The organism is Nocardia sp. NPDC051911, assembly GCF_040681035.1.
Classification (GTDB): domain Bacteria; phylum Actinomycetota; class Actinomycetes; order Mycobacteriales; family Mycobacteriaceae; genus Nocardia; species Nocardia sichangensis.
Map to the genome: position 1 here is coordinate 56,944 of NZ_JBFAXY010000039.1, position 23,141 is coordinate 80,084.

The 23,141-nt window shown below is 64.2% G+C and carries 25 protein-coding genes and 1 pseudogene; 9 read left to right on the top strand and 17 right to left on the bottom strand.

Going from position 1 to position 23,141, the window contains the following annotated elements; all coding sequences use genetic code 11:
* Nucleotides 1-54: 54 nt before the first annotated feature.
* Entirely contained in the window at nt 55-2,580 is a 2,526-nt protein-coding gene (nirB, locus tag AB0L97_RS33510; protein WP_355079809.1) for a nitrite reductase large subunit NirB, read from the bottom strand.
* A 29-nt stretch (nt 2,581-2,609) separates the two neighbouring features.
* Nucleotides 2,610-4,067 carry a nitrate/nitrite transporter gene (locus AB0L97_RS33515; protein ID WP_364437711.1) on the bottom strand — a complete coding sequence of 486 codons (1,458 nt, stop codon included), beginning with the start codon at nt 4,065-4,067 and terminating at the stop codon, nt 2,610-2,612.
* Nucleotides 4,068-4,152: 85 nt separating this feature from the next.
* Here AB0L97_RS33515 and AB0L97_RS33520 point away from each other — a divergent pair, with 85 nt between their 5' ends.
* Nucleotides 4,153-4,311, top strand: coding sequence for a hypothetical protein (locus AB0L97_RS33520; protein ID WP_355079811.1), 159 nt, complete (start codon nt 4,153-4,155; stop codon nt 4,309-4,311).
* A gap of 105 nt (nt 4,312-4,416) precedes the next feature.
* On the opposite strand, the gene AB0L97_RS33525 is transcribed toward AB0L97_RS33520, so the two are convergent.
* Nucleotides 4,417-5,673 carry an MFS transporter gene (locus AB0L97_RS33525; protein WP_364437644.1) on the bottom strand — a complete coding sequence of 419 codons (1,257 nt, stop codon included), beginning with the start codon at nt 5,671-5,673 and terminating at the stop codon, nt 4,417-4,419.
* A 65-nt stretch (nt 5,674-5,738) separates the two neighbouring features.
* Between AB0L97_RS33525 and AB0L97_RS33530 the strand changes: the two genes are divergently transcribed.
* Nucleotides 5,739-6,410, top strand: a complete 672-nt coding sequence (locus AB0L97_RS33530) for a FadR/GntR family transcriptional regulator (protein ID WP_355079815.1) — start codon at nt 5,739-5,741, stop codon at nt 6,408-6,410.
* A 194-nt stretch (nt 6,411-6,604) separates the two neighbouring features.
* Nucleotides 6,605-8,086 carry a nitrate/nitrite transporter gene (locus AB0L97_RS33535; protein WP_356960720.1) on the top strand — a complete coding sequence of 494 codons (1,482 nt, stop codon included), beginning with the start codon at nt 6,605-6,607 and terminating at the stop codon, nt 8,084-8,086.
* A gap of 273 nt (nt 8,087-8,359) precedes the next feature.
* Here the strand turns inward: AB0L97_RS33535 and AB0L97_RS33540 are convergent, their stop codons facing one another.
* From AB0L97_RS33540 to AB0L97_RS33595, 12 genes are all read right to left on the bottom strand, one after another.
* On the bottom strand, nt 8,360-9,013 hold the full coding sequence (locus tag AB0L97_RS33540; protein WP_364437649.1) for a Uma2 family endonuclease: 654 nt from the start codon (nt 9,011-9,013) through the stop codon (nt 8,360-8,362).
* A gap of 191 nt (nt 9,014-9,204) precedes the next feature.
* Nucleotides 9,205-9,978 (bottom strand): ESX secretion-associated protein EspG, encoded by a 774-nt coding sequence (locus AB0L97_RS33545; RefSeq protein WP_364437652.1) that lies wholly within the window; start codon nt 9,976-9,978, stop codon nt 9,205-9,207.
* An 8-nt stretch (nt 9,979-9,986) separates the two neighbouring features.
* A complete protein-coding gene (locus AB0L97_RS33550; RefSeq protein WP_364437655.1) occupies nt 9,987-11,324 on the bottom strand; it encodes a hypothetical protein in 1,338 nt (445 codons plus the stop codon).
* Complete coding sequence (locus AB0L97_RS33555; protein WP_364437658.1) at nt 11,324-11,707, bottom strand: hypothetical protein; 384 nt, start codon at nt 11,705-11,707, stop codon at nt 11,324-11,326. Before AB0L97_RS33555 ends, AB0L97_RS33550 begins: the two co-directional genes overlap by 1 nt.
* A 16-nt stretch (nt 11,708-11,723) precedes the next feature.
* Nucleotides 11,724-12,254, bottom strand: a complete 531-nt coding sequence (locus tag AB0L97_RS33560) for a DUF3558 domain-containing protein (RefSeq protein ID WP_364437661.1) — start codon at nt 12,252-12,254, stop codon at nt 11,724-11,726.
* Nucleotides 12,255-12,469: 215 nt separating this feature from the next.
* A complete protein-coding gene (locus AB0L97_RS33565; protein ID WP_364437664.1) occupies nt 12,470-12,781 on the bottom strand; it encodes a hypothetical protein in 312 nt (103 codons plus the stop codon).
* A 381-nt stretch (nt 12,782-13,162) separates the two neighbouring features.
* Entirely contained in the window at nt 13,163-13,924 is a 762-nt protein-coding gene (locus AB0L97_RS33570) for a hypothetical protein (protein WP_364437667.1), read from the bottom strand.
* A 2-nt stretch (nt 13,925-13,926) separates the two neighbouring features.
* Nucleotides 13,927-14,244, bottom strand: coding sequence for a hypothetical protein (locus AB0L97_RS33575; RefSeq protein ID WP_364437670.1), 318 nt, complete (start codon nt 14,242-14,244; stop codon nt 13,927-13,929).
* Nucleotides 14,237-14,560 (bottom strand): hypothetical protein, encoded by a 324-nt coding sequence (locus AB0L97_RS33580; RefSeq protein ID WP_364437673.1) that lies wholly within the window; start codon nt 14,558-14,560, stop codon nt 14,237-14,239. Before AB0L97_RS33580 ends, AB0L97_RS33575 begins: the two co-directional genes overlap by 8 nt.
* Nucleotides 14,561-14,636: 76 nt before the next feature.
* A complete protein-coding gene (locus AB0L97_RS33585; RefSeq protein WP_364437676.1) occupies nt 14,637-15,002 on the bottom strand; it encodes a hypothetical protein in 366 nt (121 codons plus the stop codon).
* 56 nt (nt 15,003-15,058) lie between these two features.
* On the bottom strand, nt 15,059-15,442 hold the full coding sequence (locus AB0L97_RS33590) for a hypothetical protein (protein WP_364437679.1): 384 nt from the start codon (nt 15,440-15,442) through the stop codon (nt 15,059-15,061).
* A 12-nt stretch (nt 15,443-15,454) separates the two neighbouring features.
* Nucleotides 15,455-15,967 (bottom strand): DUF3558 domain-containing protein, encoded by a 513-nt coding sequence (locus AB0L97_RS33595; RefSeq protein WP_364437682.1) that lies wholly within the window; start codon nt 15,965-15,967, stop codon nt 15,455-15,457.
* Between the two features lie 284 nt (nt 15,968-16,251).
* Between AB0L97_RS33595 and AB0L97_RS33600 the strand changes: the two genes are divergently transcribed.
* On the top strand, nt 16,252-16,671 hold the full coding sequence (locus tag AB0L97_RS33600) for a hypothetical protein (RefSeq protein WP_364437685.1): 420 nt from the start codon (nt 16,252-16,254) through the stop codon (nt 16,669-16,671).
* Nucleotides 16,672-16,784: 113 nt separating this feature from the next.
* Here the strand turns inward: AB0L97_RS33600 and AB0L97_RS33605 are convergent, their stop codons facing one another.
* Nucleotides 16,785-16,979, bottom strand: coding sequence for a DUF397 domain-containing protein (locus tag AB0L97_RS33605; protein WP_364437688.1), 195 nt, complete (start codon nt 16,977-16,979; stop codon nt 16,785-16,787).
* A complete protein-coding gene (locus AB0L97_RS33610; RefSeq protein WP_364437691.1) occupies nt 16,976-17,851 on the bottom strand; it encodes a helix-turn-helix transcriptional regulator in 876 nt (291 codons plus the stop codon). The genes AB0L97_RS33605 and AB0L97_RS33610 overlap by 4 nt, the downstream gene beginning before the upstream one ends.
* A gap of 161 nt (nt 17,852-18,012) precedes the next feature.
* On the opposite strand from AB0L97_RS33610, the gene AB0L97_RS33615 reads away from it, so the two are divergent.
* From AB0L97_RS33615 to AB0L97_RS33635, 5 genes and pseudogenes are all read left to right on the top strand, one after another.
* Nucleotides 18,013-18,456, top strand: coding sequence for a hypothetical protein (locus AB0L97_RS33615; RefSeq protein WP_364437694.1), 444 nt, complete (start codon nt 18,013-18,015; stop codon nt 18,454-18,456).
* Nucleotides 18,453-18,794 carry a hypothetical protein gene (locus tag AB0L97_RS33620; protein ID WP_364437697.1) on the top strand — a complete coding sequence of 114 codons (342 nt, stop codon included), beginning with the start codon at nt 18,453-18,455 and terminating at the stop codon, nt 18,792-18,794. The genes AB0L97_RS33615 and AB0L97_RS33620 overlap by 4 nt, the downstream gene beginning before the upstream one ends.
* Before the next feature lie 30 nt (nt 18,795-18,824).
* A complete protein-coding gene (locus tag AB0L97_RS33625; protein WP_364437700.1) occupies nt 18,825-19,457 on the top strand; it encodes a hypothetical protein in 633 nt (210 codons plus the stop codon).
* Between the two features lie 251 nt (nt 19,458-19,708).
* Entirely contained in the window at nt 19,709-20,908 is a 1,200-nt protein-coding gene (locus tag AB0L97_RS33630; protein WP_364437703.1) for a Cmx/CmrA family chloramphenicol efflux MFS transporter, read from the top strand.
* A 347-nt stretch (nt 20,909-21,255) separates the two neighbouring features.
* Nucleotides 21,256-23,141: pseudogene (locus AB0L97_RS33635) on the top strand (DNA-directed RNA polymerase subunit beta); the annotation flags it as partial.

A 23,141-nucleotide genomic window follows, 5' to 3' on the forward strand; every position in this document is an offset into this window, starting at 1 on the left:
CTCCAAACGCCTTACTCATTGGTACCGACGTTCTGTTTCCATGCGGTTAAGCGGTCATTTCCCCTGCGTGGCGACCGGAACTTCCGGCAGTCCGAGCAGGACGGGAACTTTCCGCTCCCCGGATTCGTCGAAGGAAATCGTCGGATCGGCTTCCTCCGGGGCGTTGACGAACGACACGAAGCGAGACAGCTTCTCTTCGTCTTCCAACACCGCGGCCCATTCGTCGCGGTAGCCGGCGACGTGCTGAGCCATCGCCGCTTCCAAATCCTCGGCGATGCCGAGGCTGTCCTCGCAGATGACCTGCTTGAGGTAATCGATGCCGCCTTCCAGCGCCTCCTGCCACGGAGCGGTGCGCTGCAAACGATCAGCGGTGCGGATGTAGAACATCAGGTACCGGTCGATGTACTTGATCAGCGTCTCGTCGTCGAGTTCACCGGCCAGCAGGACGGCGTGCTTCGGGGTGAGACCGCCGTTGCCGCCGACGTAGAGGTTCCAGCCGTTCTCCGTGGCGATCACGCCGACGTCCTTGCCGCGCGCCTCGGCGCATTCGCGGGCGCAACCGGAGACCGCCAGCTTCAGCTTGTGCGGCGAACGCAGCCCGCGGTAACGCTTCTCCAGCAGCACGGCCATGCCGACCGAGTCCTGCTGACCGTAGCGGCACCAGGTGGAGCCGACGCAGCTCTTCACCGTGCGCAGCGACTTGCCGTACGCGTGACCGGATTCCATGCCCGCGTCCACCAGCCGCTTCCAGATCAGCGGCAACTGCTCGACGCGCGCGCCGAACAGGTCGATGCGCTGACCGCCGGTGACCTTCACGTACAGGCCGAATTCCTTGGCCACCTCGCCGATGGTGATCAGCTGCTCGGCGGTGACCTCACCGCCGGGCATCCTTGGCACCACCGAGTAGGTGCCGTTCTTCTGCAGGTTGGCCAGGAAGTGGTCGTTGGTGTCCTGCAGCCCGGCCTGCTCGCCGTCGAGGATGTGGTCGCTCGAGGTGGAGGCGAGGATGGACGCCACGGTCGGCTTGCAGATGTCGCAGCCGGTTCCCTTGCCGTACTTGGTGATCAGGCCGGAGAAGGTGCGGATGCCGGTGACCTGGACGATCTGGAACAACTCCGCACGCGACTGCTCGAAGTGCTCACACAGCGCCTTGGACATCTCCACGCCGGACTGCTCGAGCAGCTTCTTGAGCATGGGAACGCAACCGCCGCAGGAGGTTCCGGCGCTGGTGCAGCTCTTGATCCCGGGGATGTCGCAGGCGCCTTCGGCGATCGCCCCGCAGATCGCGCCCTTCGACACGTTGTTGCAGGAGCAGATCTGCGCGTCGTCGGGCAGTGCGTCGGCCCCGAGTTCGGCGCCCGCGGGCGAGATCAGCGCGGCCGGTTCGGCGGGCAGCGGGCGGCCGACCAGCGGACGCAGCGCCGAATAGGCGGTGGCGTCGCCGACCAGGATGCCGCCGAGCAGGGTCTTCGCGTCATCGGAGACGACCAGCTTGGCGTAGGTGCCCTTGGCCGCGTCGTGCAGCACCACCGACAGCGCGCCCTCGGTAACGCCGTGCGCGTCACCGAAACTGGCCACGTCGACACCGAGCAGCTTGAGCTTGGTCGACATGTCCGCACCGGGGAACTCGCCCGCGCCGCCCAACAGGCGGTCGGCCACGATCTCCGCGGTGGTGTACCCCGGCGCGACGAGGCCGTAGCACACGCCCTCCACCGCGGCGCATTCGCCGATGGCCCAGATGTTCGGGTCGGAGGTCTGCAGGCCCAGGTCGGTGACGATGCCGCCGCGGGGACCGACCTCCAGGCCCGCGTCGCGGGCGATCTGGTCGCGCGGGCGGACGCCGGCGGAGAACACGACCAACCCGGCATCGATCACCGTCTCGTCGGACAGGGTGACCTTCACTCCCTTGTCGGCCGCCTCGATCGAGGAGGTGCCCACACCGGTGTGCACGTACAAGCCGAGGTCGGTGACCAGGCGCTCCAGGATGGCGCCGCCGCCCTCGTCGACCTGAGCGGGCATCAGCCGGGTGTTGTACTCCACCACGTGCGGGGTGAGCCCGAGCAGGCGCAGCGCGTTCGCGGCCTCCAGACCGAGCAAGCCGCCGCCGACCACCACGCCCACCGCGCCGGAACCGGCGGCTTCGGCGGCCGCGCGGATACCGTCCAGGTCGTCGAGGGTGCGATAGACGAAGCATTCCGGGCTGTCGTGGCCGGGCACCGGCGGCACGAACGGGTAGGAACCGGTGGCCAGCACGAGCGCGTCGTAGGCGAGGATGTCGCCCGAGGACGTGGTCACCTTGCGCGCGGCCCGGTCGATGGACTCGGCGCTCTGGCCCAGCCGCAGCTCGACCAGTTCGTCACCGGCGTACTCGTTGCCGGGCAGCGCGAGCGCGCTCGGGTCCCAGGCGCCGACGTAGGACGACAGGCCGACGCGGTCGTAGGCGGGCAGCTGCTCCTCGCTGAGGATGATCACCTGCCACTGGCCTTCGGTGTCGCGCGAGCGCAGCGCCTCGACGAACCGGTGCCCGACCATCCCGTGGCCGACGACCACCGCGGTCTTGCGAGCGACTGTGGGGTTCATCTGTGGGTCCTCCTGGACTGGATCGGGTGTCAGGCGCGGGCCGAGCCGGCGGACGGGGACTGGGAGTGACCGGCCTCGGCTTCGAGGACGAAGGTCTCGGCTTCGGTCACGACCTCGGAATCGGCGGGCAGGCCGCGCAGGCTGGGACGGCGCAGGAACACCGCCCAGACCACCAGGGCGCAGACCACGTAGAAGGCCATGAACACCCAGAACGCGGTGGTCGCGGACTTGGTGGACGCGTAGGAGGTGCGCAGCACCAGGTTGATGCCCACGCCGCCGAGTGCGCCGATGGCGCCGACGAAACCGATGAGCGCGCCGGAGGTGTTCTGCGACCAGGCCGCCCGTGCGGCGGGCGTGGCGTCCAGGCTCTTGGATTTCGCCTCGAACACCGACGGGATGATCTTGGTGACCGACCCGTTGCCGATGCCGGAGAGCACGAACAGGGCGATGAAGCCGACGACCAGGGCGGTCATCACACCGCCGCCCGCCACGCCGTTGTTGTTGTCGGCGGCCGTGCTGGCCACGGTGACCAGCACGGCCGCCGCCATCATGGCGCCGAAGACATAGAGGGTGACCCGGCTACCGCCGATGCGGTCGGCCCACTTGCCGCCGTAGGGCCGGGCCAGCGAGCCGAGCAGCGGGCCGATGAACGCGATCTGCGCGGCGTGCAGCGTGGCCTGCGCGACGGTGTCGCCGCCCGCGCGGAAGCTGATCTGCAGGATCTGGCCGAAGGCGAAGCTGTAGCCGATGAACGAGCCGAAGGTGCCGATGTAGAGGAACGCGATGGCCCAGGACTGCGGCACCTTGAGCGCCGTGAGCATGTAGGACAGGTCGGCCTTCTGGTTGGGCAGGTTGTCCATGAACAGCGCGGCGCCCAGGCCGGCGATCGCGATGAGCACCAGGTAGACCGCGCAGATCAGCGAGGCGTAAGCATTGCCGAGGGTCGCGATGACCAGCAGGCCGATCAGCTGGATCACCGGAACGCCGATGTTGCCGCCGCCCGCGTTCAGACCCAGCGCCCAGCCCTTGAGCCGCTGCGGGTAGAAAGCGTTGATGTTGGTCATCGAGGAGGCGAAGTTGCCGCCGCCGAAACCAGCGAACGCGGCGATCACGAGGAACGTCGTGTACGAGGTGCCGGGCTGGTTGACGAAGTACAGCGTGAGCAGCGTCGGGATCAGCAGCATCGCCGCGCTGAAGACCGTCCAGTTGCGTCCACCGAAGCGCGCGGTCGCCACGGTGTAGGGAATCCGCAGGAACGCGCCGACCAGGGTCGGCATGGCGACCAGGAAGAACTTGCCCGCCGGGTCGATGCCGAACTTGTCGGTCGGCATGAACAGCACCATCACCGACCAGATCGACCAGACCGAGAAGCCGACGTGCTCGGCGAAGACCGACCAGATCAGGTTGCGGCGGGCGATGTCCTTGCCGCCCGCTTCCCAAGCGGCGACGTCCTCCGCATCCCAATGATCGAGATGCGGCCTGCGGATCTTCGTCCGTCCCAGCGCTTCCAGACGGTTACGCGTCAGCGTGCTCAACGGGGCCTCCCAAAGTCGGTTGGCCCCACGGTAGGAAATGGGTATTGCCGAAATGCTGCGCGAAATGACCGTCAAATCAACGGTTGCTCACGATTACCGGTTCCGGGAGGTGAGTTTCGACCAAATGTTTCAGGCATGTGACGCAACAGTTTCCGTGCGTCACGAAAAGGCTTATCTCGAATTCGCCGACCGGTGAGGTGTGACGCGCGCTACTCCGCACAATTCGAATGCGCCCATCCTGACCCCGTTCGCACAGCCGCGCAACCCGAACTGTGAGATTTCCGGCCGACGGCCGCGCGCGTCAATTCCAGGTGTCCTCGAGCACGCGCGGCTTGCACGCCTGCCACGCACCGGCCAGCAGCACCAGCACGGCGACGCCGAGCATCGCGAACGGAGCCAGCCAGCCGCCCGTGGCCGTGTGCAGCACGCCGAACAACAGCGGACCCACGCAGGCCACCGCGTAGCCGACGCCCTGGGTGAAGCCGGACAGCGCGGCCGACCCGGCAGGCGTGCGGGTGCGCAGGTTGATCAGCGTCAGCGCCATCGGGAAGGTGCTCGGACCCAGGCCGAGCACGACCACCCACAGGATCGGCGCCGCCATCGGCGCGACCAGCAGCCCGGCGAACGCGATGAAGAACAGCGCCGCGCAACCCACCACCACGGGGAACGGATTGCGGAATCGGGCCACCACGGTCGGCGCGCTGAGCGCGGCGACCAGGCCGACCACGGCGAACAGACCGACCATGGCTCCGCCGTACGCCGCGCTCGCACCGGCCTCGCTCAGGATCTTCGGCAACCAGGCGAACATCGCGTAGGTGGTGAGCGAGGTCATGCCGAACATGCCCGCCATGCCCCAGGCGATCGGCGAACGCCACACCCGCCCGCTGTGCGGCTCCCGCACCGGCACGGCCGTGCGGTCCGCGCCGTCGCGCCCGCGACGGCCGCGCAGCACCGCCACCCACGGCACCGCAGCGGCGAAGCCGAGCAGACCCCACACGCCGAGCGAGACGCGCCAGCCGTGCGCGTCCGCCACCGGGACCGCGGTGACGGCGGGCACGACCGTGCCGAGTTGCACCATCACTATGTACAGCGAGCTGATCCCGGCCAGGCGATCCGGGAAGTACCGCTTCACCAGCGGCGGGATCACCACGTTGCCGATACCCATGCCCGCGAGGGCGAGCGCGGAGAACACCAGCAGTTCGGCGGTGCCCGACATCAGCACCCGGATCGACATGCCCGCACCCGCCATCAGCATGGCCGTCAGCGCGGTGCGCTCCAGCCCGAGCCGGACCGCCAAGACCGGGGTGAGCAGCCCGGACAGCGCGAACATGGCGGTGGGGAGCATCCCGAAGACGCCGACAACGGCGGTGCCGTAACCGATTTCGGCGCCGATCCGCTCGGCGAGCGGGCTGAACGCGGTGACCGCGACTCGTAGGGTGAGCGCCGACATCACGATGGCTGCCAGGACCAGCGCCCGGCCCTCGATCAGCGCACGTCGACGGCGCTCGACCAGGACGGATTCCTGGCGAGCCTCGGTTTCGGGAAGGGTCGCAGACACCGAGAAATCATAGGATGACCGGATGAAGTGCGGCAACGATTTGTGATGGGCGGTACTCTGTCGAGGTGCAACCCGTCCGGCGCACCAGCCTCATCGCCCAGGTCACCGAGCAGCTGCGTGCCGAAATCCGTTCCGGCCGTTGGCCGATCGGCTCCCGCATTCCCACGGAGCCGGAGCTCACCGAGCTCACCGGCACCGGCCGCAACACAGTGCGCGAGGCCGTCCAGGCCCTCGTGCACGCCGGCATGCTGGAGCGTCGCCAAGGTTCCGGAACGTACGTGATCGCCGCATCGGACCTCGGCGGAACTCTCGGCAAATATTTCGCCGACGCCGAGGAACGCGACGTGCTGGAGCTGCGCCTCGCGCTGGACGTCACCGCCGCGGGCCTGGCCGCGCGCCGCCGCGACGACTCCGACATCGCGAACCTGCTGCGCCTGCTGGCCGAACGCGACAAGAAATGGGAAGACGACCCCGCCTCCGCGATCGAGGCGGACGTCCAGTTGCACCGCGCGATCGTCGTCGCGAGCCACAACGCGGTGTATCTCGAGTTCTACGATTCGCTGCTGCCCATCATCGAACAGGTCATCCGCGCGCGGACCGCCAAATCGGATGACTCCTATACCGACGAACACGCCGCGCTCGTGCACGCCGTGATCGACGGCGATCCCGAACGGGCCGCCTCCGCGACACGCTGCTTCCTCAACTCTCTCATCGCGGAATATCCGGACGCGCGGTAAACGGCGTCAGGTAACCAAGTGGTCACCATTCCCGGCCGCGCAATGTGAGTCGGATTTGCCGGGAACGTCATCGAGGGCCACGGGGACGCAACAAGCGGCTCATACCTTTGTCTCGACCGTAGCTAGGCACTCGACAGCCGCCGGCGGCACTGCGCCGCGATGAGGGCCGGTCGAGCCGAATCGAGAGGAAGCCGATGACCGCCGTAGCAGCCACCGGCCAGCAGTCGCAGCCAACGACTTTCGAATATCAGAAACGTGGCCGGTGGCTCGACCACTGGGATCCCGACAATCCGACGTTCTGGGCATCCGGCGGTGCGAAAACCGCGCGCAAGAATCTCATCTTCTCCGTGTTCGCCGAGAATCTCGGCTTCAGCATCTGGGTCATCTGGGGCACCGTGGTGACCAGCATGGGCGCCGCCGGATTCGACTTCCTCGCCGGGCTCGGCAAGGGCAACCCCACCGCGGTGAGCAACGCGCTGCTGCTGACCTCCACCCCCACCCTGGTCGGCGCCGCGCTGCGCATTCCGTACACCTTCGCCGTTCCCCGGTTCGGCGGCCGGGCGTTCACTGTGTTCAGCGCGGGGATGCTGCTGCTTCCCACACTCGGCCTGGCCTACTTCGTCAACCAGCCGGGCACGCCGATGTGGGTGTTCCTGTTGCTCGCGGCGCTCGCGGGCGTCGGAGGCGGCAACTTCTCCTCGTCGATGGCCAACATCAACTTCTTCTTCCCCGAGGGCAAGAAGGGAGCGGCGCTGGGCATCAACGCGGCGGGCGGCAACCTGGGCGTCGCCCAGACCCAGCTGGTCCTGCCGTTGCTGATCACCCTCGGCACGCACATCATGGCCAAGGATCCGGGCGGCTATCGCTTCGGCATCACGCTGTCGGTGCTGGTCTGGGTGCCGTTCATCCTGGCCGCCGCGTTCGGCGCGCTGCGTTACATGGACAGCATCGGCACCGCCAAGTCCGATGGGAAGTCCTACCGGCGCGCGCTCACCAACCGGCACACCTGGGTGATGGCGATCCTCTACATCGGCACCTTCGGCTCGTTCATCGGCTTCTCCTTCGCCTTCCCGACCCTGATCAAGGCCAACTTCCCGGACCTGGCGAAGATCGGCTGGATCACCACGCTCGGTAACCTCGCGTTCCTCGGCGCACTGGTCGGGTCGTTCAGCCGTCCGTTCGGCGGCTGGGTGTCGGACAAGGTCGGCGGCGCGAAGATCACCCTGTACGTCTTCGGCGGCATGGCGGTCGCGGTCGCGCTGATCATGGCCGGGCTGGAACTGAAGAGCTTCCCGCTGTACCTGATCGCGTTCCTGCTGCTGTTCGTGCTCACCGGCATCGGCAACGGCTCGACCTACCGGATGATCCCGACCATCTTCAGCGCGGAGTCCAAGAAGTACGCCGCCGAGCACGGCCTCGACCTCACCGAAGCCGCCGCCTCGGCCAAACGTCAGGCGGGCGCGGCGATCGGCGTCATCGGCGCGGTCGGCGCCTCCGGCGGCTGGCTGTTGCAGCAGGCGCTGCGGTTGTCCAACACCCACCTGCACAGCATGGCCCCCGCGTTCTGGGCCTACGCCGGTGCGTTCCTGGTGATGGCGGCCATCACCTGGTGGTTCTACCTGCGGTCCTCGTTCGCCATCCAGCGCGTCCCCTCACTGGCCTACGCGAACGTCTGACCGATCGGCCTGTCCCGCGGTCCGGACCCCGCGGGACACGGGCGTCATCTCCGCCGCCCCCTCCGGCGGAGCCGCCCACCCCACAACCGAACGTCCGCCCGTCGCCCGGGGCCAGATCCCGGGTCCGGCAACGGGTCCCGGCCTGCACCGGGACGACGCGCGGACGTTCGGTTTCGTCGTACAACCCGGCAGTGATCGACTCACCGACTCGATTCAGGACCGTGGGTCCCGACTTCGTCCTGACCGTAGGTCACCGGATCCCTTTGGAATGGTTCAGAATTCGAGTTCGGACCAGGGAATGGCGATTGGGAATGGAAAGTCGATCTCGATGCCGCCCGAATCACCGGGTACCCATTCACCGACCATGAGGTAGTTGGACGCGTGGAGCGGATGAACCCCCTCCGGAAGCTGAGCATGCCCGGTCTCGACCGCGTAGGCACGAACAATGGCGATGGCGCTCGCTTCCCGGGCCAGAGTCACTTCCCAATACCATGGAATTCCGGCGCTCGCGTACCGAACCTTCTTCGCCTCGATGTCAGCCTGGGTGTTGGATGGCGACAGGACCTCCCCGACCAGCAAGGTGTCGCCGCCACGGACATCCTGATACGGGGTTTCGAGACACCTGTGAACGAGGAAGTCGGGAGTAAGGAAATCGGACTTGCCAGTGCGGCCCAGAAAGACATTCGTCTCCGTCGTGACGCGCCAGCAATGCTGTGTGTGCTCGGACATGTCTTGCCCGGCGCAGCGGCGCAAGGCGCTCCACATCAAATTCGTGAATGTTTGATGTTCGGAGGGACCGCGGCGCACCCAGACCACGCGGCCGTTCCACAACTCGATCTGACTCGCGATCTCCTCCGGGAGTCGCTCCAACTCCTCCCAGGTCATGTACTCGGGGAGGTCGGGCCGCTCGATACGCGGAACGGGCATGCCGCAATAGTAGATGACCTGCCCACCCAGGAGGGGCTACCGAGCGGCGGTCGACACGGTGCTTGGTCTGGTTGCGCGGTCCCCGGTGACGAGACCACCCGGGAGTAGAACCAGGTGATGTCCGTACCGTGTTCAGTTGATCCCGCAGGCCACCGCGTCTGCGGAGGGTTGGGCGCGCCCGGCCACTCCGGTCAATACGGTAGGTGGACCCCGTCGCGCACTTCCTTGACCGTTCTGCTGATCATTTGCTGCAAGGTGGCGGCGACGCGCTCGGCGGTGGTGGGTTTGATCGTCAGCAGATCCGCGCCGAAAGTGACGTAGCGGCCGTCGTTTTCGACGTCGTTGAGCTGGAAATCTTTGCGGCCGTGCGTATGCCGGTTGTCGACGCTACCCATCGCGTAAACGCCGACGTGACCGATCAACGTCATCGCCCGGGTGAAGAACCGCTCGAACTCCTCCCGCGGCGTCGGTCGCCAAGCGTCGCGGACCGGCGGCCTCGGCCGCGCCAACTCCTTCGCGGAAGCCTGCAACCGCTTGCCTTGCCCCGGGCCGCAGGCGGGGAACACGTCGACTACAGCCCGCGCCACCGCACCGGCGGGCAGCAACGTCAGCACCACGTCGCCGCCGTGTTCGGGGTCCGATCCCGGTTTCTGCACCGCGACCGCGCCGTGCTCGTAGTGCACCCCCGCATGCGCCCGCAGCCTTCGGTCGCGGCGCTTCCCGGCGAAGCCGGCCACTTCCACCCGGGCCTCCGGCGCCAGCAGCACTTCCACCGCCCGCAACAACTCGTCATCGATGCGTGGGCGCAGCGACTGCGCCGCCGCCTGCCGCAACCGCAGACTCTCCGACCGAAATTCCGTCATGTACTGGTGTTGCAAGGGATACGGCAGCACATCCCGGCCGGTGGACTCCCACAATGTCCGGAATTCGAGCGCGGTGAACCGCCAGTTCTGCACCTCGGGCATGGGTGTCCTTATCGCGGGTTGTCCCCGATGACCGGCGGTACCGTCCCGGGCAACTCGTCCAACCCCACGAGCTCATTGCCGTGTTCCTGAGTGATCAGGTAATCCGGAATGCCCTTGGTGGATTCCTCGTCGGACTTGCCGCCGCGCGCACCGGGAGCCATTCCGCCCATTCCGCTCGCACCGGCGCGGCCGGGAGAGGTGCCGGTTCGCGCGGCGGCCGGAACCGCGTTGGTGCTGTTCGGTGTGCCTTTCGACGGCACCGAGACACCGGGTGCACCGGGACCGGTCGGACTTCCCGGACTGCCGGGTGTGCTCGAGTGCGGACTGCCGGGACTGCTCGGCGATGTGCTCGTAGGAGTCGTCGAGGCAGGCGTTGTCGAAGAGGGCGTGGTGGAAGCCGGTGTGGTCGAGTCCTGCGTAGTCGACGACGGGTCGGTATTGGTCGACTCCGATGTTTTCGAGGCGTCGTCCGAGGGTTGGTTGCTCGACTGAGTCGTCGGGTCCTCGGTGGAGTTCGTACCGGAGGGATCCGAGCTGGGCGACGAAGTTCCCGACGGGTTACCGGTGCCAGTGTTCGTGCCTCGCGGGCCGCTGCCGTCACCGACGCCACCCGGATTCGCGGTGGTCGCCGGACGCGGAATCACCGGCACATTGGTATCGGACTCCATCACGACCGGAGCGTAGACGGTTCTCAACACGCGAACTGCCTCGGTCTTCGTGTTGTACTCGGCGACATCGTCATTGCGCCATCCCCGCCCGGCGACGAAGGCGAGAGCGTTGCCGATTCCGCTGCGATGTTCCGGCGCGTGCGGGACCAATTGCTTGGTCGGCTCCAGCCCGGTCAGCAATTCGGCCAGCTTGTTGCCGGTCAGCCGGGCCGCGTTGGAAACCTGGGCACCTTGGGCGGCATAGTCGGCGACCGCACTCGCTGCGGCATTGCGCGCCTCACCCCGCCACACACTGTCGTCGGTAGCCCGCGCCATGGCTTTCGTAAAGGTGTCCAAAGAGGTTTGGTGCCGATCGGCGATGGTGTTCCACGCGGTCACCAGGTCACCGACCGCTTTCAAATCGATCTGATCGACCTTGCCACGCAGCGTCGCGATATCGTGCCGCTCGAACTCATCCGCGTCGAGAACCTCCCTCGGCCGGAATTCGCCCTGGAACCCGACATCGGAGGCCCGGCCTCGCACACCGTCGCGCTGCCGGTTGTACTTGTCCTGCACCCCGGCCACATCGATGTCCGGCTGCAACTCCTCACCCGATATCCAATTGGTGACGTTGCGAAGCATCGTCGAACCGAGTTCCCCCATATCGAAGACTCGCAGAGAGTCGAACGGGTTGCCCATCAGCGCACCTGCTCGGTGGTGTTCGTGAACTGCGTCGCGTTCTCGATGTCCTTCCCGGTGATGCGCTTGAACGAGATCGCCATGACCTCACGCATGTTCTTCACGGTCTCGATGTGCTCTTGGAGGACTTGGTCGATCGAATGTGGCTCACCGCTCGCCTGTTTCAGGAACTTTTTCGCCAAGCCCTCTGCCATGGTGAAATCGCCGAAGCCAGAGACGTTCTGAGCACCCTGCGCCGAGAAGAGGAGCCTACCCAAATCAGCGAGGCGCTCGTCGCATGCCTTGGCGCAGAGATATGCGGCGTTCTCAGCGTCGAGATACAACTCGCCTGCACGAGCCTGGCCGGCCAGTACACGCCAGGTCGCTGCGTTAGCCTCGCTCATACGACTCCCTCCCCAATCAATGCGGAAATAGCGGCACAGTAGAACCGCCGACCCGATTCAAGATCACACAAGGATCTTCAGGACTGCTGATCGTTGCCTTGTTAGAGACCCGCAGTTGGACCGCTCCCTGCCGAGCAGCGAAAACTACGTCGCAGAGTAGGTTCTTCGATGCACCTTCTACCTTGAATTGCCGACCAACTCGACCAGCAACTGTCACGTCGCGGAATTCAATGTTGCCGGGCTTCTTCTCGAACTCGGCAACTGTACGTGCAGTAGAAAACACTGAGACGAAGTACTTGGGCCCCTCCCAATTGCAGATCTCCCAGCCGGACTGCGGAACTCCCGCGATGCCAGCCTCCTCGGTGGCCGGATCAACACCCGCCGACCGCAGCGCATCATCGGGGATCCCCGTGCAGGGGTTGAACAGAGCCTGGGCCGCAGTGGTGCCGGAACTCGTCGTGGGTGATCCGCTCTTGGTGTCTTCACATCCCACGGCTCCGGTCGCCAGCGCTCCGATGAGCAGTGCCAACAGGATTCGACGACTCATCCCCACCCTCTCGACCCGCGACGACTCAGGTCCGCCAACAGTAGCAGAAGGCCAACCGGTGTCCGGCTGCCTGCGCTGGGCCAGAGACTTCTGGGCGTGGGGCAGTCCAGGAGAACCCCACCGACCCGAGCCTGCCATATGCATTCACCATCCCCCTCTATTGATGCCTGCGCGTTTCAAGCCGTCATAGACCACAGTTGATCATCGTTTGAAGATCACCTCGCCAGCATTATCTCGTCGATGTTGTCGGCAAGTGTCTTAGCAAGGGACTCAGCACCGGATTTCACGTCCGAGAACAGCTGCGACGACTCCACGGTCCTCACATCATCGGTTCCGGAGAAATTCGATCCCGTCGCAAAGACGTCCACGGTCAGATTGCTGATTCGAAAACCGGTCTTGACGACAACTTTATCACTAGATCGCTGCTCAATTCCCGTGAACGCCTCGTCACCGATCCCGTTCACCGCCTTCTTGTCGCGATTGAAACCATCCCAATACCGGCCAAACGACTCACTGGCATGAGACACGGAAGTACCCGGCGAAGAATCGACAGTGAACGTGATGGCCAGAAATCGACTTCGCGGTCTGTCACCGGACTCGTGACGCTGTGGCGCAGACAAATCACCGTATGAAATGTTACATATTAGAAAGCGTACGTACCGTGGACTCGGCGACGGCGGCAAGTCAGATTCTTCGAAACCATCTTCCCCTCGATCATTACGCAACCGGCCGGCGAACTGGTGTAGTGCCGCATCTATCGGCCGCGCCAGACCCGCGCAATCTTTGGGAAGCGACCCGAAACGAGCTGGCTCCGAAGGTGTCTCGGACTTCGAACATCCAGCGATCGATATCGCCAAAGCAGCTGATATCCCGAGCAGGACGCGGGGCAGAGGTCTTGTTTTCATTGCTTATCCGAACGCCGGTCCTGTCGGCTTACGCGGTTTCCAGCTCTCATAGTCCAGAGCTACAGGCGCGATGGCTGCCGGGACAGCAATCTCCGCCGCCCTAGTCCTTATTGCCTCCAGTTCCTTCATGATATCGCTTCTGAAGGTAATAACGTCATTGATCACCTTGGACGCTTCTTGCATAAAATCGTCCAGCGCCTTCACGATATTTTCGGTATTTTTCTTGAGATCGAAGTCGAAGACGAGCAAGCCTTCTACAACCTCTAATACACCACCGGCATAGTTCAGGATTATCGACGCATATTTGGCTATATGAGAGATCGCCTTAGTGTAATTGTCCACGATGATCGACCTGAAAGAGTCGATCTGAATAGCTATATCCCTGACGACACTGCGAGTATCCTCAGTTGTCTTGATAAGGCGATCGACATACGCCACCGCCGCTTCGCGGCCGGTACCATTCCATCGGCCGCCAATGTTCTCTTTAGCTGTCTGCAGCCCGACGCTGCGATCACTACCGTCGATCGCAGCAGTGAGCTCCTGGACAGAGGTTCGCCACGCGCTGGTAATAGGCGGAATTTGGTTCGGATTTCCGAGCATGCTATGGATCGTATCGACCTGCTCGCGGACTCCTGGAACACCCACCTTCTCAGCGAAGGTGACCAGCGTACTCGCCGGGCCCCACGGAAATACAAGCTCCTCCGGAAGTTTATCAGGGTTCTTATCAGCTGGAATCGGATATCCTTTGATGGTCTTTCCACCCATGGTCAGTACCCGACGCTTTCATCGATGTAGCCGAATTCGCGATAATATGCTGCATCCACACTCTCGTATATGTTGGCGCAGGCAGCCAAACCATTTCCCGCCGACTCGATGGTCACCTTGCCTTTCATGAGCTTGTCGTGAACATCGGCAAGCACGTCATTGAAGACATCCGCGATATCACGCCCGAAGACTCCGAGCGCATAGTCGCCCATACGGTGCTCTCCAATGTGCTGCGCCGACGAGTTGTAATGATCTGAGCAATATCTGATCTCATTGGCTTGTGTTCTCAAAGCTTTCGGACAGACATGAAAGTCAGTCACCGGACCCTCCTCCAGTTGCGGTGAGTGGATCGCTCCCAATAGCCGAGTTTATGGCACTTACAATTGCCTCGAGAATATGATTCTCGCTGGCCCTCGATACCTCGGATGGATCCAGATGGATAGAGTGCAACATGCCCCGGTTATCGATTACCACTGTTCCGAATTGCGTGCCGTCATATCTGTCCACGATCTGGACATTGCGCAGTTCGACTGGCGATTCCGGCTTGTGGTCGCGAGTGCGGATAGCCACCACCGCTCGGTCCCACTCGCGGTTGATCTCTTGCACCATCGCGTAGATATTGTCGAAATCAGTCATCCTCGTTCATCCTTCTGAGCGCACCGCCCAACGGAGTACCCGGCTATGGTCGAGTTCACTACTGGGCAGCGTGGCGCTACGGCTGCAAATCGGTGAGCAAGTCGAATGCTTCAGGGAACTCGTCGCGAAGCTTCTCGAATACACTCACACTAGCGGTGCGCCGGGCGCTGTTAACAGCATCGACAATCGCCTGACACACGGTATTCAGATCGTCGGTCAGCGCCCATGCCGGTCGGCTCGTATCGCCAAGCCCGTAGGGAAGGCTGATGTCCTTGATCCGGCTACCGTCGCCAGATACCACCGCAATCGCCCGGCCGTCACTGGAGTGTGCAGTATGCGACTCATCCTCCACCTCGAACATTACTCCACGAAGGCGGGCGCGAAATGTTGCGATCTGACGGTCGGTCTCATCCAGGAGGCGCATCAAATCCTCATGCTGCATTGGAACTATGTTCCTTTTCTGTTGGGCTTTCTTCGTTAGTAGTGCGGCCGAGCGGATCAGCCCGGCCGCTCGGTGGTGTTCGTGAACTGCGTCGCGTTCTCGATGTCCTGCCCGGTGATGCGCTTGAACGAGATCGCCATGACCTCACGCATGTTCTTCACAGTCTCGATGTGTTCGAGGATGATCTGGTCGATCGAATTCGGGTCTGCTGTAGCCTGCTTCAGAAACTTACCGACAAGCTGTTCCGCCATGGCAAAATCGCCGAAGCCGGAAACGCTCTGCGCAACAGCGGTAAACCTTCGCATTCCTTGCAAGTCGGCGATACGCTGGTCACACGCTTTCGCGCAGTGATACGCGGTACTCTCGTCATCGAGGTACAGTTCCCCGGCCCGTGCGCGGCCCGCTAGCCCACTCCACAGGTCCGCGTTGTTCTCGCTCATATGACCCCCTGATCAATGCGGTAGCGCAGGCACGATCGACCTGCCAACACGTTGCAGGACTGCGCACGGGTCCTCGAGACCATCCATCCCTGCCCGGTTCAGAACCTTGAGCTGCACGACCCCCTGAGTCGCCGGAAAGAGTACGTCGCAATCCAGATACTTCGAGGCGCCCTCGACCCGGAACTGCCGGCCTTGGCGACCAGCCACTGTGACATCTTGAAAATCTACGTTTCCCGGTTTTTTCTCGAACTCCGCAACCGTGCGACCAGTGGAAAAAATAGTAATGAAGTACCTGGGTCCATCCCAGTTACAGATTTCCCAGCCAGATTGGTGCACCCCTGCAATGCCAGCCTCCTCAGTGGCTGGATCGACCCCAGCCGCCCGCAATGCCTCGTCGGGAATCCCCGTGCAGGGGTTGAACAGAGCCTGTGTCGCTGTGGTGCTGGAACCCGTCGCAGGCGATCCGCTCGTGGTGTCTTCACATCCCGCGGCACCGGTCGCCAGCGCTCCGATGAGCAGTGCCAACAGGATTCGATGACTCATCCCCACCCTCTCGACCCGTGACGACTCAAGTGGGCCAACAGTAGCAGACGAGCAGCGCGGCGCTCCTTGGTCGCGCTGGTCCAGAGGCGTTCTGCGCGTGCCAGGTGTGATGCGGCCGGGAGACTGGTGCCGGGAAGCGGCGGGGTCCTCTCCCTGTTGGGACGTACAGAGTTTGGGGCCCAATCTATGGTGGCAAGGCAGTAACGAGTTCGACGAAAGCTAGGACATACGACTGAGTTCGACGAATTGTTCAAGGAGCTGGAACGATGAAGTTTGGCAAGATCGTGGCCGGGTTTGCGCTCGCTGCCGCCGCAGTCTCTGTTGCTCCCGCCGTCGCCTCCGCTGACGATCCGGAGTTTCCGCGCAACGGTGTTATCCCGCCCGGCACTTATCACGTCGGGCGGGGGCCCTCCAATGTGATCGGGTCGCCGATCGAGAACTGCGACCTGCAAGTTTTTGTGGATGGTAGGACGGTGGTTCTGGTGTGCGGAACCTCCAGCCGGGGAGGGCATCAGATGCCGGTCGGTCCGGACGAGACGTATGTTTCGTTCGACTTCGTGCCCCTTGGGCTCGATCTGCATGACATCGACCCCCGGCAAGGGCTTTGGAGCGGAACGGTGAATATCGCCGGGACTCCGATTGTTGCCCCGTACCCGCTGGCAGCAGTATGGCTCAGCCGCCGTTGAACCGCACGCGCCAATAGCGCATGGCTTGCGTCAGTATCCGTGACGGATACGGCCCGGACATCGGCTATGAGGCCGAGGTCCGGGCTGTCTGTTTGTCTACGCCGATCCGCAGATCAGAGTGCAGTCGCGACGCACGCGGTGAAGGAGTCCCATTGGCCCGGCGCGAAGATCAGCGCCGGACCGTTCGGGTTCTTCGAATCGCGGACGCCGACGTGACTAGCCTCGAGCCACGCGACTTCGACGCACGCATCAGCCTCACCACTGTGGACAGACTTGAACCACTCCGCTCCGGATAGGTCGATGATCATTGTTCGTATCTCCTGGCCATAGTCCTGAGCAGGTCTCTCGATCCTTGCTCTTCGAGTGCCGCACCATTGAGGGCTTCGTGGATCACCCTGAAGCGGTTCACATCGTCCGCATCCTCGAAAATCATTGTCCCTATTGCGCCTTCGGTGTAGACAACGGACGGCTCGCCATGAGGGAAGTCGATAATGATGAACGGCGGTACCGCCAATCCCCCTGGGAAGCCAGCAGCAAAGGGAACGACTCGGATCGAGACGTTCTCTCGCGTACCCATGTCAGCAAGGTGACGGTATTGCGAAGACATGATTCGCATAGACCCGACCACAGTACGCAGGGCCGACTCATGCACCAGGAATTCGGCCCGCATCGGTTTGTGCCTGCGGGTAAGAATCGCTGATCGTTGGATTCTCCGTTCTACGAGCCAGTCAGCATCTGCGGAGGAGCCCATCGGTGCAGACGATCGCACACTGCGGGCATAGTCGGGAGTCTGCAACAGGCCCGGTATGATGAGCGCTTGGAAGAAGTGCAATTCTGTTGCCGCGGCCTCCAATTGCAGATACGTGTTGAAGCCGGGGCGTACCAGATTCCGGAAGTCCTCCCACCACGGTCTCACACGCGCCTGCTCGGCAAGCAATTTCAGATACTCCGTCCGCTCCTCCGGCAGCCCGTAGTACTCGCAGATGAACTCGACATCACGAACCTTGATCTTCTCGTTCTGCCCCAGTTCCAGCCGTCCGAGCGCGGATCGGCTGATCTCCAGGACCTCGGCTACCTGCTCGAGGGTGTAGCCGTTGGCCTGACGTGCGTCGCGCAGTGCGCGGCCCAACTGGCGACGCGGCAGCGTCGTCCGGCTGACGTCCGACTTGGTACCGACCATTTCCGTTGCGTCCTCCCCTGCTGTCCCACGGTGTGACCTGCTTTTTCCCACGGCGAGAATCGACATCCGCGCACTCGGGAAGCGCTCAGCGCGTATGCGCCGATTGCCGGGCACCGGTCGATTCGAGCTCCCCGTCGTGAGCACGTTCGCAGCATATGCACATGGCCGAAGAACACGGAACAGAACTCGAATTCGTCACGAATTCCCGCGCACCGGCGCCGATTACGTGCGATCAACAGCCGACGAGTCACGGCACCGGGCCGCAGCGGCCTGGGCGTCGCGAAGCCACGGACGGCCTCCTCGTTCCGCCCGGAATCTGCCGTCACGCCGATGTGCGGTTGGCGCACGAGCAGATGCGGGCGCACCTGGCCTGCCGGATCGAGCGGTGCGCATGGAAGGCCGCGGCGTATCGCACACTCGTCATCACCGGTCGGCTGATACCGCAGGCGGTGAGCCACCGGGAACGCGCCGCCGCCCGAGGACTCCGGTTCCCGTCCCATGACGGACACGACAACGCCGACCGCGCTCTCGACGTGCGCACGATTCAAGCTGTGCTGGAGCAATTGTCGGCGTTGGCGGCCCCACCGGAATCCTTCCGGGGGTGAGCCGATTGCATCGGACCACAACGGGAACCGCACAGGCCGGCTGGCGAGTGGTGGGCAGTCGCATCGAAATCGTGTTCTTGCGTGACGAAGCCGATCCCACACCCGCCTACCGGCTGCGCAACAACGGCGACATCGTGCCGATCCCGCTGGGCGAGAACGGATTCGTCGCCTTCGATGAGCGCGCACTGCCGGATCTGGCGCAGGTCCGCGAATGGTTCCCGCGCCACTTCCGGCTGTGGGACGCGGTGCGCATCGAGTTCTGGGACATTCTGCTGCCCGCCCACGGAGCACGCACCACGGATCCTCCCGGACCGCCCCAGCCGGGTGAGTTCGCCTGACCGATTCCACGCCCCCTCCAGAGAGCGAAAATGCCCGATCGACGAAATCGACCACAGGACAAGTCGCGCAAGCCGACGAGTTCCGCCATCCGATACCCACCCAGCGCCACGATCGATTCACTACTCGCGGCCATGCTGGCCGAGCGTCGCGCAGACGCCGCCGACAGCGACACCGTGCATTTCTGGGGATTCGCCCGCACCGGAAGCGCCACCGCGCACGACGCGGCCCACACTCAGATCGTCCTCGATCCCGACGCCGAACGCTCTCCCGTCCTGGATTCGGCCGAATGGCTGATCCGGAGATTCACCGGCCGCGTGTGGGCGTTCGGGCTCGCCTACCTGACGGTGGGCGAGATATTCACCAGCCCGCACGAGGCGATGCAGGCCGCGGCCGCGGGCCGATCGAGCGAACGCGCCACCGCCGATCCCATCTGCGCGGCAACGATATTCGACGCCCGAGGACGCACCTACACGTCGCTGACGTACACCCACCTGCCCGAACTCGGACCGACGCCCACCTCGGTGGGCGACACCCGCCGGTGCACCGACGCCTGGATAGCCCTGTTCGACCAGCGCGCCGTAGCGGCGCATGTGTGGGCGGCGGCCATAACGCTCGATCCGTCCGCGAACCACGCTGCCATAGCCCGCCTACGGGGTCACTGAAAATCGCGTTGGCCGCGCCTGCACGCGTTGTTATGGTGTGGTCGTGAATTCCCCGGAGTCGTCCAGACGGTAGCCGCCCGGCATACGCGCCGGGCGGCGTTGTGAATGCGAAACCGCTGGTCGTAGCGCGACCGAGTGGTTATTTCGCAACGCCGGACGAAGCTGGTTTCTCCGCGGAGGGTGACGGTTCACCCGATTTCCGCGACCATCTCGGGCGCTTTGTCGCGCCCTGTATCCGGGGAGTTCCTTTTATGCCCATTGTGGTGTTCGTGCTGGCTGTCGCGGTGTTCGCGCAGGGCACGTCCGAGTTCATGGTGTCGGGGTTGCTGGAGGCGATCGCCGTCGATGTCGGAGTCACGCTCGGCACCGCCGGTCTGCTGACCTCACTGTTCGCGGCGGGCATGGTGCTCGGCGCGCCGGTGATGGCGATGGCGGCGGGCAGGTTGCCGGTCCGGCACTCGATAGCGACGTTCTTGGCGGTGTTCTGCGCTGCTCATGTCGTCGGCGCCGTGACCAGCGAGTTCACGGTGCTGCTGATGACGCGGGTCGTCGCGGCGGTCGCCAACGCGGGATTCCTGGCAATCGCGCTGGCCGCTCTGCCGCACTTGGTCGGCTCGTCCATGGTGGGTCACGCGACCTCGGTGGTGGTGTCCGGGGTGACCGTGGCGTGTATCGCGGGGGTACCGGCCGGCACTGTGCTGGGGCAGGTCTGGGATTGGCGTATCGCGTTCTGGGCTGTCGCGATCGTCAGCGGGGCAGCGGTGATTCCGGTGTGGGCGATGGTGCCCCGTACGGCTCGCACCGGTGATCGCCCGGCCATAGGTGAGTCCTCTTTGCTGCGGGAGTGGGCGGTACTCGGCGAACGGCCGGTACTCACCTCGGTGCTGGTCGCGGTGCTGGTCAACGCTGCGACGTTCGCGGGATTCACGTTCCTCGGTTCGATCACCGCAGGGCTCTCCACAGCGGACAGCCGCTGGGTTCCGATCGTGCTGGCCTTGTTCGGCATCGGTTCGTTCGTCGGCGTGACGGTCTGCGGCCGCCACAGCGACCGTCATCGCGAGCGGATCGTCACTGTGGGAACGAGTGGTCTCGTCGGAGTGTGGTTACTGGCCGCTCTGACCGCGCACGTACTGCCCGGCGTCGCGATCATGGCGACAGTGTCCGGGGCGGTCGCGTTCGGAGTGGGATCGACACTGATCACGACGATCGTGCAGACCGCGGCGCCCGCCGCGCCCCGGATCGCGGGCGCGCTAGCCACCACGGCGTTCAATATCGGCGCTGCGCTCGGCCCCCTCACCGCCGCCGTGGTCGTCGACCACACCGGTCAGCCCGCGAAGGCGTTGTGGTGTGGCACGGTTCTCACACTCGCCGCGGCCACGGTCGTGCGGGCGGCGAGGCAACCGGTCGCATCACCGGCGGCGACCGCCGCGGCAGGAGACCCGCTCGAGTAATGCTGGCGAATTACCGCTAATAGACTTGACGAACGAAGGATCGAGATGTCACTATAAATATGGGAAGACACAGGAAATGGCGTGTCTTCTTTCTTGTTGTCTCTCGACATCGGTCGAAATCGGGTGTAATTTAGGGCTTCGCGCCGGGTCGCGTGCTGTCCAACTCTCGAAATACGAATTGACCGTGGAAAGTGGCACAGTCTGCGTGCCACCTTCTACCCGTTGTTGTCGAGTCATGTTCGGACACGGTCCAGCACGGTGCGCCATGTGAATTACCGCCCACAGGACAAGCAGATACCGTGACGCCCACGCGAACGTATGGGCGTCATGAGGTGCTGGAAGGACGCATCTTGACAGTCTCGAGTCAGACCGACGTCTATGCCGCAACGCCCGCCGATTCTGGAGTCTCCCCCTCGCCGAAACGGCTCTCGTTCGCGAAGATCCGTGAGCCCCTCGAAGTGCCGGGCTTGCTGGAAGTCCAGACCGATTCGTTCGAATGGTTGATCGGCACGCCCGCCTGGCGCGAACGGGCCACCGCGCGCGGCGAATCCGGCGCCGGTGGATTGGCGGAGGTGCTCGCGGAGATCAGCCCAATCGAGGACTTCTCCGGCTCCATGGCGCTGACGCTCTCCGATCCGCGCTTCGAAGAGGTCAAGGCCTCGATCGATGAGTGCAAGGACAAGGACATGACGTATGCGGCTCCGTTGTTCGTGACGGCGGAGTTCATCAACAACAACACCGGTGAGATCAAGAGCCAGACGGTCTTCATGGGTGATTTCCCGATGATGACCGATAAGGGCACGTTCATCATCAACGGCACCGAGCGGGTCGTGGTGTCGCAGTTGGTGCGTTCGCCGGGTGTCTATTTCGACCACAGTGTCGACAAGGGCACGGAGAAGGACTTGCACAGTGTGCGGGTCATCCCGAGCCGTGGCGCGTGGCTGGAGTTCGACGTGGACAAGCGCGACACCGTGGGTGTGCGCATCGACCGCAAACGCCGCCAACCCGTGACGGTGCTGCTCAAGGCCCTCGGCTGGACGAGTGAGCGGATCGTCGAGCGCTTCGGTTTCTCCGAAGTGATGATGACGTCCCTGGAGAAGGACAGCACATCGGGCACCGATGAGGCGCTGCTCGACATCCACCGCAAGCTGCGTCCGGGCGAGCCGCCGACGAAGGAGTCCGCGCAGACCCTGTTGGAGAACCTGTTCTTCAAGGAGAAGCGCTACGACTTGGCGCGCGTGGGCCGGTACAAGGTCGACAAGAAACTCGGCATCCGCAGCGGCGGCTCGCCGGCGCTCACCGAGGACGACATCGTCACGATCATCGAATACCTGCTGCGCCTGCACGCGGGCGAGAAGACCATGACCGCTCCCGGCGGCGTCGAGGTGCGGGTCGAGGTCGACGATATCGACCATTTCGGCAACCGTCGGCTGCGCACTGTCGGCGAGTTGATCCAGTCCCAGGTCCGGCTGGGGCTGTCACGGATGGAGCGCGTAGTCCGCGAACGGATGACCACTCAGGACGTCGAGGCGATCACGCCGCAGACCCTGATGAACATTCGTCCCGTCGTCGCGGTGCTCAAGGAGTTCTTCGGAACCTCGCAGCTGTCCGTATTCTTGGATGAGCGCAACCCGCTGGCGAGCTTGACCCAGAAACGCCGTCTCTCGGCGCTGGGCCCGGGTGGTCTGTCCCGGGAGCGCGCCGGTCTGGAAGTCCGCGATGTGCACTACAGCCATTACGGCCGCATGTGCCCGATCGAGACTCCGGAAGGGCCGAATATCGGCCTGATCGGCTATATGTCGGTGTACGCGCGGGTGAATCCGTTCGGCTTCATCGAGACGCCGTACCGAAAAGTGGTCGACGGCAGGGTCACCGACGAGGTGGACTACCTGACCGCCGACCAGGAAGACCTGCATGTCGTGGCGCAGGCGAACGAGCCGCTCGATGCCGCGGGGCGTTTCGTGAACGCGCGAATCGCGGTGCGCCGCAAGAATTCCGAGGTAGAGCTCGTCGGATCCGCCGAGATCGACTATATGGACGTCTCGCCGCGCCAGATGGTGTCGGTCGCGACGGCGATGATCCCGTTCCTCGAGCACGACGACGCCAACCGCGCCCTGATGGGCGCGAACATGCAGAAGCAGGCGGTTCCGCTGATCCGTTCCGAGGCGCCGATCGTCGGCACCGGTATGGAGTTGCGTGCCGCGGTCGACGCCGGTGACGTGGTGGTGAACGA